Below are 13,586 nucleotides of genomic sequence, written 5' to 3' on the forward strand. Positions count from 1 at the left end.
GCTTACGAGGTCACCACCTTGACGACGCCGGTCAGGGCGATCTGGACGAGGGAAATCGGGATCAGCACGGTCCAGGCGAACTTCATCAACTGGTCCTCGCGCAGCCGCGGGTAGCTCACCCGCAGCCAGATCACCACGAAGGCGAGCACGCCGGTCTTCAGCAGCGTCCACAGCCAGCCGACGCTGCCGGACCAGGGCCCGTGCCAGCCGCCGAGGAACAGCACCGCGGTCAGCGCGCACAGCACCACGATCCCGGCGTACTCCGCGAGCAGGAACAGCGCGAAGCGCAGCCCGGTGTACTCGGTGTACGCGCCGAAGATGATCTCGGAGTCGGCCACCGGCATGTCGAACGGCGGCCGTTGCAGCTCGGCGAGCCCGGCGGTGAAGAACACCAGGCCGCCCATGAGCTGCCACAGCGTCCACCACCAGTGGTACGACTCGACGATCCCCGGCAGCGACAGGGTGCCCGCGGCCATCGCCACGGACGCCGCGGCCAGCAGCATCGGCAGTTCGTACGCCATCAGCTGGGCGGCCGTGCGCAGGCCGCCGAGCAGCGAGAACTTGTTCGCCGACGCCCACCCGGCCATCAGCGAGCCGAGGACGCCGACGCCCATCACGGCCAGCACGAAGAACAGCCCGGCGTCGACCGCCTCCCCGACGAAGCCGTGCGGCCCGACGGGGATCACGACCAGCACCAGGAGGTAGGGCAGCAGGGCGACGGCGGGCGCGAGCTGGAAGATCCGGCGGTCCGCGTCGGCCGGGACCACGTCCTCCTTCTGCGCGAACTTCACGCCGTCGGCGACGAGTTGGGCCCAGCCGTGGAAGCCGCCGGCGTACATCGGGCCGAGCCGGCCCTGCATGTGGGCCATCACCTTGTGCTCGGTCTGCCCGACCGCCAGCGGCAGGACCAGGAACGCGACGAGGACGGCGACCAGCCGCAGGACGACATGGAGCGTGTCGTTCACGGGGTACGGCCTCCTTCTCCTTCGCCGGTGGGCGGTTCGTCACGTGCGGGCGGCGCGGGTTTCGGCTCCTCCTGCGGCCGGTCGGCCTGAGGCGGCTCGGACCGCGGGGGCTCGGCGGGTTTCGACGGCTCGGCGGGTTTCGACGGCTCGGCCGGCTCCGGTTCCGCCGGCGGCTGCTCCACCGGTTTCGAGGGCTCCGCGGGCGGCTGCCCGGCCGGCTGCTGCCAGGGCGCGTCCGGGCCGGCCGGGCGCGGCGTCCGGGCCGGCCGGGCCGGGCGCTCCGTACCGCCGCCCCCCGTGCCACCAGCCGCGCCGCCCGCCGCGCCGGACTGGCTCGCCGAACCCTCCCCCGCCGTCCGCGTCCGGCGGGCCGGCCGCTCCCCCGCGGCGCCGCCCGCTCCCGCGCGGCGCGCCGGACGCGCCGGCGCGGGCGGCAACTGGCCCTTCAACGGGCCCCAGTCGTTCGGGTCCGGCACCCCGGGCGGCAGCATCTGGCGCCGCTTCGGGCCGCCGTCGTGCGACTCGCCCGGCTCCTTCGCGCCCGGCCACGCCTTGGCCACCCGTGCGGCCAGCACGAAGTCCTTGCGCAGCGGGTGCCCCTCGAACTCGTCGGGCAGCAGCAGCGGTGCCATCCCGGGGTGCCCGGTGAAGGCGACGCCGAACATCTCGTGCGTCTCGCGCTCGTGCCAGCCCGCGCCCGCGAAGACGCCGGTGGCGCTCGCCAGCTCGGCCGCGTCATGGGGCACCGTGGTGCGCACCAGCAGCCGCCCGAGACCGCCTTCCAGCCGGACGAGGTGGGCGCAGACCCGGAAGCCGGTGCCCGGCTCGTCCACCGCGCTGAGCCAGTCGAAGAAGGTGCAGCCGAGCACGTCCCGGGCCGCGGTCAGCGCCGCCACCCATCCGGCGGGCGGGACGTCGACGGTCAGCAGGTCGTACGACTCCTCGGCGGTCGCGCCCTCGCCGAAGACCTCGGCCGCGGCCTGGGGAAGCTGCTCGAAGTGGCTCACCGCTCCTCCGCCTCCGCCGGCGGCGGGGCCACCAGTGAGCTGGTCAGCGCGGCGGTCGAGGGCTGCCCGCGGCCGGCTCGGCGCCCGTACCGCTCGCCGAGCGACTCGCGGGCGATCTTCTCCTGGAGCTTGAGGATGCCCTGGAGCAGCGCCTCGGGGCGCGGCGGGCAGCCGGGCACGTAGACGTCGACCGGGATGATCTGGTCGACGCCCTTCGTCACGGAGTACGAGTCCCAGTACGGGCCGCCGCAGTTGGAGCAGGCGCCGAAGGAGATGACGTACTTCGGTTCGGGCATCTGCTCGTAGAGCCGCTTCACCGCCGGCGCCATCTTGTCGGTGACCGTGCCGGAGACCACCATCAGGTCGGCCTGGCGCGGGCCGGGCGCGAACGGGATCACCCCGAGCCGGATGAAGTCGTGCCGGGCCATCGACGCGGCGATGAACTCGATCGCGCAGCAGGCCAGGCCGAAGTTGAAGACCCACAGGCTGTAGCGGCGGCCCCAGTTGAGCACGACCTTCATCGGCTCGGGCGCCAGCCGGGCGAGCGGGCCGAGCCGGCGCGGCTCGGGCAGCAGCGTCCCGGCCGGTTCCGGCTGCGGCTGCGCCGGGTCGGGCAGGGTCACGTCCATTCCAGCACGCCCTTCTTCCACGCGTAGAGCAGCCCGACCGCGAGGAAGCCGAGGAAGACGAACATCTCGACGAGCGTGGTACCGCCGAAGCCGTGGGCGGCGAAGACCGTCGCCCACGGGAAGAGGAAGATCGCGTCCACCGCGAAGATCACGTAGAGGAACGCGTACACGTAGTAGCGGATCTGGGTGTGCGCCCAGTCCTCGCCGACCGGGTCGACGCCGCACTCGTAGCTGAGCAGTTTCTCGCGGGTCGGCACGTCCGGTCGCAGCAGCCGCCCGGCCGTGAACGAGACCGTCACGAACAGCACGCCGACGACCGCGACCAGACCGACGACCGAGTAGCCGTGGAAGTAGGCCACGTCCGTCCGCCCCTCGTTCACTCGTTGACCAGCGATGTCCAGCGATCCGGATGGATCTTTAGACGATTTATACGGAGGGAGTCTAGGCCCTGGCCTCAGCGGCGGAGGAAGCCGTCCACCGATGGCGGCCCGCGGGCGGTGGGGCCGGGGGGATAACCCCACCGGCCACCGGAGCGCGCACCCCATGGCGCGGGCCCCCGGCGGGACGGCAGGCTGGACCCATGGACACCTCCCCCGCGTCGTCGGCGCCATCGGCGCCGCAGCCGCTGCCCCCGCCCCGCTTCGCCTTCGACCCCGTGACGTGGCGGGAGATCGCGAACCTGCTGCTGAACTTCCCGATGGCGCTGCTCGGCTTCGTCTACGTGGTGGTGACGCTGTCGCTGGGCGCCGGGCTGTCCGTGACGGTGGTCGGGTTGCCGCTGCTCGCCTTCGGCCTGGGCGGCTGCCGGGTGCTGGGGCGGCTGGAGCGGGCCCGGGCGCGCTCGCTGCTCGGGGTGCGGATCGAGGAGCCGCGGCCGCTGCGCACCCGGACGATGGGCGGCTTCCTGCCCTGGCTGTGGGCGTCGCTGAAGGACCCGGTGGCCTGGCGGCACGCGCTGTACCTGGCGATCCGGCTGCCGTGGGGCATCCTCACCTTCACGGTGACGCTGGTCTCGCTGTTCGTGCTGTGGCCGCTGCTGCCGTTCCTGGCCCGCGGCATGTCGACGGTGGACCGGGCGCTGGCCCGCGGGCTGCTCCAGCCCTCCGACGAGCTGGAGCGGCGGATCGCGGAGCTGGAGTCCGACCGCGGGGTGGTCGTCGACACCGCGGCCGCCGACCTGCGCCGGATCGAGCGGGACCTGCACGACGGCGCCCAGGCCCGGCTGGTGGCCCTGGCCATGGACCTCGGCCTGGCCAAGGAGAAGCTGCTGGAGGACCCCGAGGCGGCGGCGAAGATGGTCGGCGAGGCGCACGGCGAGGTGAAGGTGGCGCTCCAGGAGCTGCGCGACCTCGCCCGCGGCATCCACCCGGCGATCCTCACCGACCGCGGCCTGGACGCCGCGCTGTCGTCGGTCGCGACCCGCTGCACCGTGCCGGTCGCGGTCACCGTGGACCTGCCGGCCCGGCCGGCCGAGGCGATCGAGGGCATCGCCTACTTCACCGTCTCCGAGCTGCTCCAGAACGTCAGCAAGCACAGCCGGGCCCGCGGCGCCTGGGTGGAGGTCTGGCGCGCCGACGACCGGCTGATGATCCAGGTGCGCGACGACGGGCAGGGCGGCGCGGACGTCTCCGGCGGGTCGGGGCTGGCCGGGCTCACCGAGCGGCTGGACTCCGTGGACGGGCTGTTCGTGGTGGCCTCGCCGGTGGGCGGGCCGACCGTGGTGACCGCGGAACTGCCGTGGCGGGACCGGGACTTCCGCCGCCCCGCGGCACCCCGCGGCCAGGCCCGGGGCCGGAGCTAGGTCCGGGGGCGGGGCCAGGTTTGGGGATGGGGCCGCGGCCGGGGTAGGGAAATCCCCACCCCGAAGACGCCGATCCGCACCATGGGCGGCCGGGCCGGACCGGAGCAGGGTGGTCGGTATGACCAGCAGTACCGAAAGGACGGTCCCGACCATGGCGTACGGCATCCATCCCGCCGAGCGAGCGCACCGGCTGCCCACCGCGCTGCGCGCCCCCGTGGAGGCGCGTACCTGGCGGGAGCTGGCCTACCTGCTGCTGAACCTGCCGATGGGCGTCGTCGGCTTCGTGTGGACGGTGACGATGCTGTCGCTGGGCGCCGGGCTGCTGATCACCTTCGTCGGGCTGCCGGTGCTGGTGCTGGCGCTGGGCGGCTGCCGCGCGATCGGGTACGCCGAGCGGGCGCGGGCCCGCTCTCTGCTGTGGCTCGACGTCGCCGAGCCCGGCCCGGTCCGCACCCGCGAGCGCGGCTTCTTCCCGTGGCTGGGCGGCCAGCTGGGCAGCGGCGTGAACTGGCGGCACGCGATCTACGGCCTGCTGCACTTCCCGTGGGGGGTGTTCACCTTCTCCGTGTCGATCAGCTTCTTCACCTACGGCTGGGGCCTGCTGACCTACCCGCTGTGGCGCTGGGTGTTCCCGGTCTACTTCGGCCAGGACGGCCTCCAGCTCTACGGTGACGGGCACGGCGGCGGCTGGTGGCTGCACACCCCCGCGGACATGGTGCTGTGCGTGGCCGTCGGCGGGGCGCTGGTGCTGGCGCTGCCGTGGACGGTGCGGGGTATGGCGCACGTGGACCGGATGCTGGTCAGCGGGCTGCTCGGCCCGTCCCGGCTGGCCGACCGGGTCAGTGAGCTGGAGTCGGACCGCGGCGCCGTGGTGGACACCGCGGCCGCCGACCTGCGCCGGATCGAGCGGGACCTGCACGACGGCGCCCAGGCCCGGCTGGTGGCGCTGGCCATGGACCTGGGGATGGCCAAGGAGAAGCTGCTCCAGGACCCGGCGGTGGGCGCGGCGATGGTCGAGGACGCGCACGGCGAGGTGAAGGTGGCGCTCCAGGAGCTGCGCGACCTTGCCCGCGGCATCCACCCGGCGATCCTCACCGACCGCGGGCTCGGCCCGGCCCTGTCGGCGGTCGCGGCGCGCTGCACCGTGCCGGTCGCGGTCACCGTGGACCTGCCGGCCCGGCCGGTGCCCGCGATCGAGGGCATCGCCTACTTCACGGTCTCCGAGCTGCTCCAGAACGTCAGCAAGCACAGCGGCGCCGCCCGCGCCGCCGTGGACGTCTGGCAGACCGAGGACCGGCTGATGCTGCACGTGTCCGACGACGGGCGCGGCGGCGCCGCGGTGGACGCCGGCTCGGGCCTGGCCGGGCTGGCCGAGCGGCTGGACTCCGTCGACGGGGTGCTGGTGGTGGACTCGCCGCAGGGCGGCCCGACCCGGATCACGGCCGAACTGCCCTGGCGGTCCTGACCGCGGCGGCGGACGGGCCGCGGCGAGGCCCTACCGTAAGGCCATGGACGCGAAGGCCTTGGACGGCAGCGGCGACGGGGCGGGCGGAGCGGTCGGCGGCTCCGCGGTGCGGGCGGCCGAGGAGGTGCGGGTCGTCGTCGGGCGGCTGCGGCGCCGGCTGCGGGAGGTGAGCGGGGACGGTCTGACGCCGGCCCAGTCGTCGGTGCTGGTCCGGCTGGCCAGGGGCGAGGCCGCCTCGGTCAGCGAACTCGCCGCGGTGGAACGGGTGCGCCCGCAGTCGATGGCGAAGACCGTGGCGGGCCTGGAGGAGGCCGGGCTCGTCTCCCGGCGCCCCGACCCGGACGACGGCCGCCGCCAGCTGCTGGCACTGACCGAGCAGGGCGTGCAGCGGCGCCTGGGCGACCGCCGCTCGCGCCAGGAGTGGCTGGCCCGGGAGTTGCAGACCCGCTGCACCGAGGAGCAGCGGCGCACGATCATCGAGGCGATGTCCCTGCTGGACGCGATCGCCCAGTCCTGAGGATTCCCCGTCGGAGCCCGAGCAGGCCCCCCGGCGGGGCCCGAGCAGGTCGCCCGGCGGGGTCCGAGCAGGTCCCCCGGCGGGGCCCGAGCAAGCCCCCGGGTAGGGCCCCGGCATATCCCGGGCGGGGCCCGACCGATCCCGAGCAAGTCCGGGCCGATCCCGAGCAGGGCCCCCGGCGGGGTCCGAGCGATCCCCGGACAGAGCTCCAGCAGGTCCCGGGCAGGGCCCGCCCGATCCCTGGGCAACGCCCCGGCAGGTCCCGGCCGATCCCGAGCAAGCCCCCTGGCGAGGACCGAGCAGGTCGCCCGGCGGGGTCCGGCAGATCTCTAGCAGGGCCCGAGCGATCCCCGGGCAAGGCCCCGGGCAGGGCCCGAGCAGGTCCCCGGGTAGGGCCCCGGCAGATCCCGACCGATCCCCGGGGAGGGCGGAGCAGGGCCCGGGGAGGGCCCGGGGCGCCTTCCATGCCGGGCCGGCCCCGCAGCCGGCGGCGCGTGGAGCCGAACGAGTCGCGGGTCGGCACCCCGCCGGACCATCCCCAGCAGATCGCGAACCGAGCCTCGGCCGGCCGGCCGCTCGGTCCCGAACCAGACATCGCGGCCGGACGGGCAGCACGAACACCCCCTGCCCAGCTCGCACCCCGGCCGGGTGGGCTGACCGGGCCTCGGGCGGGGCCGGGCGGCTCCGGGGCGGCTTCGCCGCGGTGCGCTCAGGCGACCCGCAGGAGAACCTTGCCGGTGCTGCGGCCGGCCGCCATGGCCTCGTGGGCCTCGGCCGCCCGCGCCAGCGGCAGTTCCGCGGTCACGTCCAGCCGGATCGCGCCCGAGGCCAGCAGCGACAGCGCGGACAGGGCGTGCGAGCGTACGGCGGTCGGCGCGCGGCGGGCGAGGTCGGCGATGTGGTAGCCGGTCAGTGAGCGGTTGTGCTGCCACAGCGGCAGCAGCGGCAGCGACAGGTCCGGGTGGCGGGCGGCCTCGCCGTACAGCGCGAGGCGGCCGAAGGGGGCCAGCAGCGGCAGGGACGCGAGCCGGGTGGGCCCGCCGATCGGATCGAGCACCACGTCGACCTCGCGGACCGCCTCGGCGAACGCGTCGCGCGGGTGGATCGCGTCGTAGCCGAACCGCTTGGCGTACTCGGCCTTGGCCGGGGAGCCGACGGTGCCGTAGACCGCGGCGGCGCCCAGCGCGCGGGCGATCTGGGCGGCGGCCGAGCCGATGCCGCCGGCGGCGGCGTGGATCAGCACGGTGTCGCCCGCGGTGAGCCGGGCGGCGCCGGCGAGGATGCCGTAGGCGGCGGTGAGCGTGAGGCCGGCGCCGCCGCCGTCGCGCAGCGAGATCCCGTCGAGCGGGAAGGCGAAGTCCGCGGGCGCGAGCGCGAACTCGGCGTAGCCGCCGCCGTCGGGGAGGTAGGCGGCGACCTGCTCGCCGACGGTGAGGCCGGTGACGCCCGGGCCGACCGCGGCGACCTCGCCGGAGACCTCGTAGCCGGGCACGGTCGTGTGCCGCGGGGCGCCGTAGTCCCCCCGCCGGTGCCGCATCTCGTCGTGGTTGACGCCGGCGTAGGCGACCTTGACCAGGAGCTGGCCGGGCCCGGGCACGGGCGCGGGCAGCTCCACGGCCTTGAGCACCTCGGGACCGCCTATGACGTCGAAACCGACCGCGCGCACACGTTCTCCTCTCCCCGGGCGCCGCCTGTACGGGCGGCCGCCGCTGATCGACGGGCGCAACCTTGCCCACCCCGAACCGTATTCCTCATCGGGCCGCCGATGCTGGGATGCTGGGGGAGTCAGTCCGGACGGGGGGAGTGGGAGACGGTGGAGGAACGCGTGCGGGTCGTGATCGCCGAGGATTCGGTACTGCTCAGGGAGGGGCTGACCCGGCTGCTCACGGACCGCGGCCACGAGGTGGTCGCGGGGGTCGGCGACGCCGAGGGCCTGATCAAGGCGGTGCGCGAGCTGGCCGGGCAGGGCGTGCCGCCGGACGTGGTGGTGGCCGATGTGCGGATGCCCCCGACGCACACCGACGAAGGGGTGCGCGCCGCGGTGCAATTGCGCAAGGAGCACCCGGGCGTAGGCGTGCTGGTGCTGTCGCAGTACGTCGAGGAGCAGTACGCGACGGAGCTGCTGGCCGGCAGCAGCCGCGGGGTGGGCTATCTGCTCAAGGACCGGGTGGCCGAGGTCCGCGAGTTCGTGGACGCGGTGGTCCGGGTGGCGCAGGGCGGCACCGCGCTGGACCCGGAGGTGGTCGCGCAGCTGCTGGGCCGCAGCCGCAAGCAGGACGTGCTGGCCGGGCTGACCCCGCGCGAGCGCGAGGTGCTGGGGCTGATGGCCGAGGGCCGGACGAACTCGGCGGTGGCCAAGCAGCTGGTGGTGAGCGACGGCGCGGTGGAGAAGCACGTCAGCAACATCTTCCTGAAGCTCGGGCTGGCGCCGAGTGAGGGAGATCACCGCCGGGTGCTGGCGGTACTGACCTATCTCAACTCGTGAGTTGCTGACACGCTGTCTCACAAGGGTGCCGGCGGTCGTTGTCGGAGGGTTTTCCGGGCTTGGTTCCCGTTGCCGGAACGTCCCGGGAAGGGAAGCCTTACCGACGTACGATGACCGGTGATGAGCAGTGCCGCCGCGAAGGAGGTCCGTTCAGTGACCAGCCAGGTCAGCAGCCCCATCAACGAGGAGCACGAGGGCTCGGGGACCGTGCTCGGCTCCCCGGCCGCGGAGGTCGGTGCCCTCGGGGCCCTCGCCCGGGCCGCCGGACTCCCCGAGCCCGGCGGCCCCGGCGGCCCGCCCCCCTCAGGCAAGGAGACCCGCCGGCTGGACCGGGTGATCATCCGGTTCGCCGGTGACTCCGGTGACGGGATGCAGCTCACCGGCGACCGGTTCACCTCCGAGACCGCGTCCTTCGGCAACGACCTGTCGACGCTGCCGAACTTCCCCGCCGAGATCCGGGCCCCCGCGGGCACCCTGCCCGGGGTCTCGTCCTTCCAGCTGCACTTCGCCGACCACGACATCCTCACCCCGGGCGACGCGCCGGACGTGCTGGTGGCGATGAACCCGGCCGCGCTGAAGGCGAACCTCGCCGACCTGCCGCGGGGCGCGGAGGTCATCGTCAACACCGACGAGTTCACCAAGCGGGCGATGGCGAAGGTCGGGTACGCCGCGAACCCCCTGGAGGACGGCTCGCTGGCGGCGTACGCGGTGCACCCGGTGCCGCTGACCACGCTGACGCTGGAGGCGCTCAAGGACAGCGGGCTGGCCCGCAAGGACGCGGAGCGGGCGAAGAACATGTTCGCGCTCGGCCTGCTGTCGTGGATGTACCACCGCCCGACCGAGGGCACCGAGTCCTTCCTGCGCCAGAAGTTCGCGAAGAAGCCGGACGTCGCCGAGGCGAACGTCACCGCCTTCCGAGCCGGCTGGAACTTCGGCGAGACCACCGAGGACTTCGCCGTCTCGTACGAGGTGCAGCCGGCCGCCAGCGCCTTCCCGGCCGGCACCTACCGCAACATCTCCGGGAACCTCGCGCTCGCCTACGGCCTGGTCGCCTCGTCCGAGCGCAGCGGGCTGCCGCTGTTCCTGGGCTCCTACCCGATCACCCCGGCCTCGGACATCCTGCACGAGCTGAGCCGGCACAAGAACTTCGGCGTGCGGACCTTCCAGGCCGAGGACGAGATCGCCGCGATCGGCGCCGCGCTGGGCGCCGCGTTCGGCGGGTCGCTGGCGGTCACCACCACCTCCGGGCCGGGGGTGGCGCTGAAGTCCGAGACCATCGGGCTGGCCGTCTCGCTGGAGCTGCCGCTGCTGGTGGTGGACATCCAGCGCGGCGGGCCGTCCACCGGGCTGCCGACCAAGACCGAGCAGGCCGACCTGCTCCAGGCGATGTACGGGCGCAACGGCGAGGCGCCGGTGCCGGTGGTCGCCCCGGCCACCCCCGCGGACTGCTTCGACGCCGCGCTGGAGGCCGCCCGGATCGCGCTGGCCTACCGCACCCCGGTCATGCTGCTGTCCGACGGGTACCTCGCCAACGGCTCCGAGCCCTGGCGCATCCCCGACGTCGGCGAACTGCCGGACCTGCGGGTGGAGTTCGCGACCGGCCCCAACTACACCGCCCCCGACGGCACGCAGAGTTTCCGGCCCTACCTGCGCGACCCGAAGACCCTCGCCCGGCCCTGGGCGGTGCCCGGCACCCCGGGGCTGGAGCACCGGATCGGCGGCATCGAGAAGCAGGACGGCACCGGCAACATCTCCTACGACCCGGCCAACCACGACTTCATGGTCCGCACCCGCCAGGCGAAGATCGACGGCATCGAGGTGCCGCGGCTGGAGGTCGACGACCCCGACGGCACCGCCCGCACCCTGGTGCTGGGCTGGGGCTCGACGTACGGGCCGATCACCGCCGCGGTCCGCCGGCTGCGGCGCGAGGGCGGCCGGGTCGCGCAGGCCCACCTGCGCCACCTCAACCCCTTCCCGGCCAACCTCGGCGCGGTGCTGGCCCGCTACGACAAGGTGCTGGTGCCGGAGATGAACCTCGGGCAGCTCGCCCACCTGATCCGGGCCACGTACCTGGTGGACGCCCGCTCCTACACCCAGGTGACCGGACTGCCGTTCAAGGCCGAGCAGTTGGCGCAGGCCATCGCGAAGGAGAACGCGGATGTCTGAGACCCCCGTACTCGGCGGCACCGGTACCGGCATCGGCCCGCTCGCCGGCGCCACCTCGCTGTCGCTGGTGCCCAAGGCAGCAGGCCCGCAGAGCACCAAGGACTTCAAGTCCGACCAGGAAGTGCGCTGGTGCCCCGGCTGCGGCGACTACGCCATCCTCGCCGCCGTCCAGTCCTTCATGCCGGAGCTCGGCCTGGCCCGGGAGAACGTCGTCTTCGTCTCCGGCATCGGCTGCTCCTCCCGCTTCCCGTACTACATGAACACCTACGGGATGCACTCCATCCACGGCCGCGCCCCGGCCATCGCCACCGGGCTGGCCACCTCCCGCCGCGACCTGAGCGTGTGGGTGGTCACCGGCGACGGCGACGCGCTGTCCATTGGCGGCAACCACCTCATCCACGCGCTGCGCCGCAACGTCAACCTGAAGATCCTGCTCTTCAACAACCGGATCTACGGCCTCACCAAGGGCCAGTACTCCCCCACCTCCGAGGCGGGGAAGATCACCAAGTCCACGCCGATGGGCTCCCTCGACGCGCCCTTCAACCCGCTGTCGCTGGCGATCGGCGCCGAAGCCTCCTTCGTCGCCCGCACCATCGACTCCGACCGCAAGCACCTCCAGTCGGTGCTGCGCGCCGCCGCCGCCCACGAGGGCACCGCGCTGGTGGAGATCTACCAGAACTGCAACATCTTCAACGACGGCGCCTTCGACGTCCTCAAGGACAAGGACACCGCCGAGAGCGCCCTGATCCGGCTGGAGCACGGCGCGCCGGTCCGCTTCGGCCCGGACGGCGCGCGCGGCGTGGTCCGCGACGCGCGCACCGGCGACCTGGAGATCGTGGACGTCACCGCCGGCAACGAGGCGAGCGTCCTGGTGCACGACGCCCACTCCCCCTCCCCCACCAACGCCTTCGCCCTCTCCCGGCTCACCGACGGCACCGCCTTCGGCCCGGGCACCGCCACCCCGATCGGCGTCTTCCGCGACACCACCCGCCCCGTCTACGACACCGACATGGCCGACCAGCTCAAGGCGGCCACCACCCGGCAGGGCCCCGGCGACCTGGCCGCCCTCCTCGCCGGGAAGGACACCTGGACGGTCACCGGCTGACCGCCGCACCGGCCCGCCGCCTCCGGACCGTCCTGCCTCCGCCCCGTCCCGCCGGCACCCCGGCGCGGCGGGGCGGGCGCGTCACCGGGCCGCGTCGTACGCCTGCTGGGCGGCGGCGACCGCGGCGACGTTGTCGGCGGTCCAGCGGGCCAGCGCGCCGACCATCTCGGCGGCCTGGGCGCCCAGCGGGGTCAGGTCGTAGTCGACGTGGGGCGGGATGACCGGATGGGCCAGGCGGCGTACGAAGCCGTCCCGCTCCAGGGTGCGCAGGGTCTGGGTGAGCATCTTCTCGCTCACCCCGCCGATCCGGCGGCGCAGTTCGCTGAAGCGCAGGGTGCCCGCGTCGGCCAGGTCGAGCAGGACCAGGACGCCCCAGGTGCTGGTGACGTGTTCCATGACGGCCCGCTCCGGGCAGCCCTTCACGGCGCCCATCTCACTTACCTTCATGTATGTACCGTACGCCAAGGTCGGTACTTTCCTCTGGTTAGCGCCCGGGTTACGGTGGCGGAGAGGTCGGAGAGATCCGCATACCACCGCAGAACGGGAGCACACAGCATGAGCATCGTCGTCACCGGGGCAAGCGGCCACCTGGGCCGGCTCGTCGTCGCGGACCTGCTGGCACGCGGGGTGGGGGCGGGGGACATCGCGGCGGTCGTCCGGGATGAGGGCAAGGTGGCCGACCTGGCCGCCCAGGGCGTGCAGGTGCGCGTCGCGACGTACGACGACCCGCAGAGCCTGAAGGGCGCGTTCAAGGCGGGCGAGCGGGTGCTGTTCGTGTCCGGCAGCGAGGTCGGGCGGCGGCTGCCGCAGCACACCGCGGTCGTCGACGCCGCGCGCGCGGCGGGCGTCGGCCTGCTGGCGTACACGGGCATCCTCGGCGGCCCCGAGGCCGACATCGCGCTCGCCGAGGAGCACAAGCTCACCGAGCGGCTGATCCTCGACTCCGGGCTGCCGTACACCTTCCTGCGCAACGGCTGGTACACCGAGGTGTACACGCAGAACCTGGGCACGGTGCTGGAGCACGGCGCCGTGGTCGCCAGCGCGGGCGAGGGCCGGGTGGCCTCGGCCGCGCGCGCGGACTACGCGGCCGCCGCGGCCGTGGTGCTCACCGGCGAGGGCCACGAGGGCAAGGCGTACGAGCTGAGCGGCGACACCGCGTGGAGCTTCGCGGAGTACGCGGCGGAGGTCTCGCGGGCCAGCGGGCGGGAGATCCGCTACCAGAACGTCTCCTCCGAGCAGTACCTGGAGGTGCTGGTGGGCGCGGGCCTGCCCGCGGGCCTGGCCGAGGTGCTGGTCGACGTGGACCGCGGCATCGGCCGCGGCCTGCTCGCGGGCACCAGCGGCGAGCTGTCCCGGCTGATCGGCCGCCCGACCACGCCGATGCCGGAGTCGGTGGCCGCCGCCGTACGGCAGCTCGAGGGCTGACCCGGACCCGCCCCTGCCGCC

At 74.0% G+C, this 13,586-nt stretch carries 13 protein-coding genes; 7 read left to right on the forward strand and 6 right to left on the reverse strand.

All coding sequences use genetic code 11. The annotated features are described in order from the left end of the window. Positions 1 to 2 precede the first annotated feature (2 nt). The 4 genes from nuoH to AC3ERT_RS11925 are packed head-to-tail and all read right to left on the reverse strand — an operon-like array spanning position 3 to position 2,981. A complete protein-coding gene (gene nuoH, locus AC3ERT_RS11910; RefSeq protein ID WP_335978368.1) occupies positions 3 to 965 on the reverse strand; it encodes an NADH-quinone oxidoreductase subunit NuoH in 963 nt (320 codons plus the stop codon). Beyond that, positions 962 to 1,972, reverse strand: coding sequence for an NADH-quinone oxidoreductase subunit C (locus AC3ERT_RS11915; RefSeq protein WP_435173924.1), 1,011 nt, complete (start codon positions 1,970 to 1,972; stop codon positions 962 to 964). Before AC3ERT_RS11915 ends, nuoH begins: the two co-directional genes overlap by 4 nt. Further along, the gene (locus tag AC3ERT_RS11920) at positions 1,969 to 2,601 is read right to left on the reverse strand and encodes an NADH-quinone oxidoreductase subunit B (protein ID WP_335978372.1); all 633 of its coding nucleotides are present in this window, start codon (positions 2,599 to 2,601) and stop codon (positions 1,969 to 1,971) included. The genes AC3ERT_RS11915 and AC3ERT_RS11920 overlap by 4 nt, the downstream gene beginning before the upstream one ends. Further along, entirely contained in the window at positions 2,592 to 2,981 is a 390-nt protein-coding gene (locus tag AC3ERT_RS11925) for an NADH-quinone oxidoreductase subunit A (RefSeq protein ID WP_435173925.1), read from the reverse strand. The genes AC3ERT_RS11920 and AC3ERT_RS11925 overlap by 10 nt, the downstream gene beginning before the upstream one ends. Positions 2,982 to 3,181: 200 nt before the next feature. Here AC3ERT_RS11925 and AC3ERT_RS11930 point away from each other — a divergent pair, with 200 nt between their 5' ends. The 3 genes from AC3ERT_RS11930 to AC3ERT_RS11940 all read left to right on the forward strand — a co-directional run bounded on the left by AC3ERT_RS11930 (position 3,182) and on the right by AC3ERT_RS11940 (position 6,384). Further along, on the forward strand, positions 3,182 to 4,402 hold the full coding sequence (locus tag AC3ERT_RS11930) for a sensor histidine kinase (RefSeq protein ID WP_335978376.1): 1,221 nt from the start codon (positions 3,182 to 3,184) through the stop codon (positions 4,400 to 4,402). A 118-nt stretch (positions 4,403 to 4,520) separates the two neighbouring features. Then, on the forward strand, positions 4,521 to 5,867 hold the full coding sequence (locus tag AC3ERT_RS11935; protein ID WP_435173927.1) for a sensor histidine kinase: 1,347 nt from the start codon (positions 4,521 to 4,523) through the stop codon (positions 5,865 to 5,867). Between the two features lie 43 nt (positions 5,868 to 5,910). Beyond that, positions 5,911 to 6,384, forward strand: a complete 474-nt coding sequence (locus AC3ERT_RS11940) for a MarR family winged helix-turn-helix transcriptional regulator (RefSeq protein WP_335978378.1) — start codon at positions 5,911 to 5,913, stop codon at positions 6,382 to 6,384. Positions 6,385 to 7,093: 709 nt separating this feature from the next. Here the strand turns inward: AC3ERT_RS11940 and AC3ERT_RS11945 are convergent. After that, positions 7,094 to 8,050: a quinone oxidoreductase family protein gene (locus AC3ERT_RS11945; RefSeq protein ID WP_335978380.1), complete on the reverse strand. Its 957-nt coding sequence runs from the start codon at positions 8,048 to 8,050 to the stop codon at positions 7,094 to 7,096. Positions 8,051 to 8,209: 159 nt separating this feature from the next. On the opposite strand from AC3ERT_RS11945, the gene AC3ERT_RS11950 reads away from it, so the two are divergent. The 3 genes from AC3ERT_RS11950 to AC3ERT_RS11960 all read left to right on the forward strand — a co-directional run bounded on the left by AC3ERT_RS11950 (position 8,210) and on the right by AC3ERT_RS11960 (position 12,140). Then, complete coding sequence (locus tag AC3ERT_RS11950; RefSeq protein ID WP_335978537.1) at positions 8,210 to 8,869, forward strand: response regulator; 660 nt, start codon at positions 8,210 to 8,212, stop codon at positions 8,867 to 8,869. A 153-nt stretch (positions 8,870 to 9,022) separates the two neighbouring features. After that, positions 9,023 to 11,035, forward strand: coding sequence for a 2-oxoacid:acceptor oxidoreductase subunit alpha (locus tag AC3ERT_RS11955; RefSeq protein WP_435173947.1), 2,013 nt, complete (start codon positions 9,023 to 9,025; stop codon positions 11,033 to 11,035). After that, positions 11,028 to 12,140: a 2-oxoacid:ferredoxin oxidoreductase subunit beta gene (locus AC3ERT_RS11960; protein WP_435173929.1), complete on the forward strand. Its 1,113-nt coding sequence runs from the start codon at positions 11,028 to 11,030 to the stop codon at positions 12,138 to 12,140. The genes AC3ERT_RS11955 and AC3ERT_RS11960 overlap by 8 nt, the downstream gene beginning before the upstream one ends. A gap of 81 nt (positions 12,141 to 12,221) precedes the next feature. On the opposite strand, the gene AC3ERT_RS11965 is transcribed toward AC3ERT_RS11960, so the two are convergent. Continuing rightward, positions 12,222 to 12,587, reverse strand: a complete 366-nt coding sequence (locus AC3ERT_RS11965) for a winged helix-turn-helix transcriptional regulator (protein WP_435173931.1) — start codon at positions 12,585 to 12,587, stop codon at positions 12,222 to 12,224. 108 nt (positions 12,588 to 12,695) lie between these two features. On the opposite strand from AC3ERT_RS11965, the gene AC3ERT_RS11970 reads away from it, so the two are divergent. Then, the gene (locus tag AC3ERT_RS11970) at positions 12,696 to 13,565 is read left to right on the forward strand and encodes an SDR family oxidoreductase (protein ID WP_435173933.1); all 870 of its coding nucleotides are present in this window, start codon (positions 12,696 to 12,698) and stop codon (positions 13,563 to 13,565) included. Positions 13,566 to 13,586 lie beyond the last annotated feature (21 nt).

This window comes from Actinacidiphila sp. bgisy145 (assembly GCF_057708125.1).

Excerpts from the sequence above, each read along its gene's own strand:
- AC3ERT_RS11970 (WP_435173933.1), top strand. The coding sequence starts at position 12,696 with ATGAGCATCGTCGTCACCGGGGCAAGCGGCCACCTGGGCCGGCTCGTC.
- AC3ERT_RS11965 (WP_435173931.1), bottom strand. The coding sequence starts at position 12,587 with ATGAAGGTAAGTGAGATGGGCGCCGTGAAGGGCTGCCCGGAGCGGGCC.
- AC3ERT_RS11960 (WP_435173929.1), top strand. The coding sequence starts at position 11,028 with ATGTCTGAGACCCCCGTACTCGGCGGCACCGGTACCGGCATCGGCCCG.
- AC3ERT_RS11930 (WP_335978376.1), top strand. The coding sequence starts at position 3,182 with ATGGACACCTCCCCCGCGTCGTCGGCGCCATCGGCGCCGCAGCCGCTG.
- AC3ERT_RS11935 (WP_435173927.1), top strand. The coding sequence starts at position 4,521 with ATGACCAGCAGTACCGAAAGGACGGTCCCGACCATGGCGTACGGCATC.
- AC3ERT_RS11920 (WP_335978372.1), bottom strand. The coding sequence starts at position 2,601 with ATGGACGTGACCCTGCCCGACCCGGCGCAGCCGCAGCCGGAACCGGCC.
- AC3ERT_RS11940 (WP_335978378.1), top strand. The coding sequence starts at position 5,911 with ATGGACGCGAAGGCCTTGGACGGCAGCGGCGACGGGGCGGGCGGAGCG.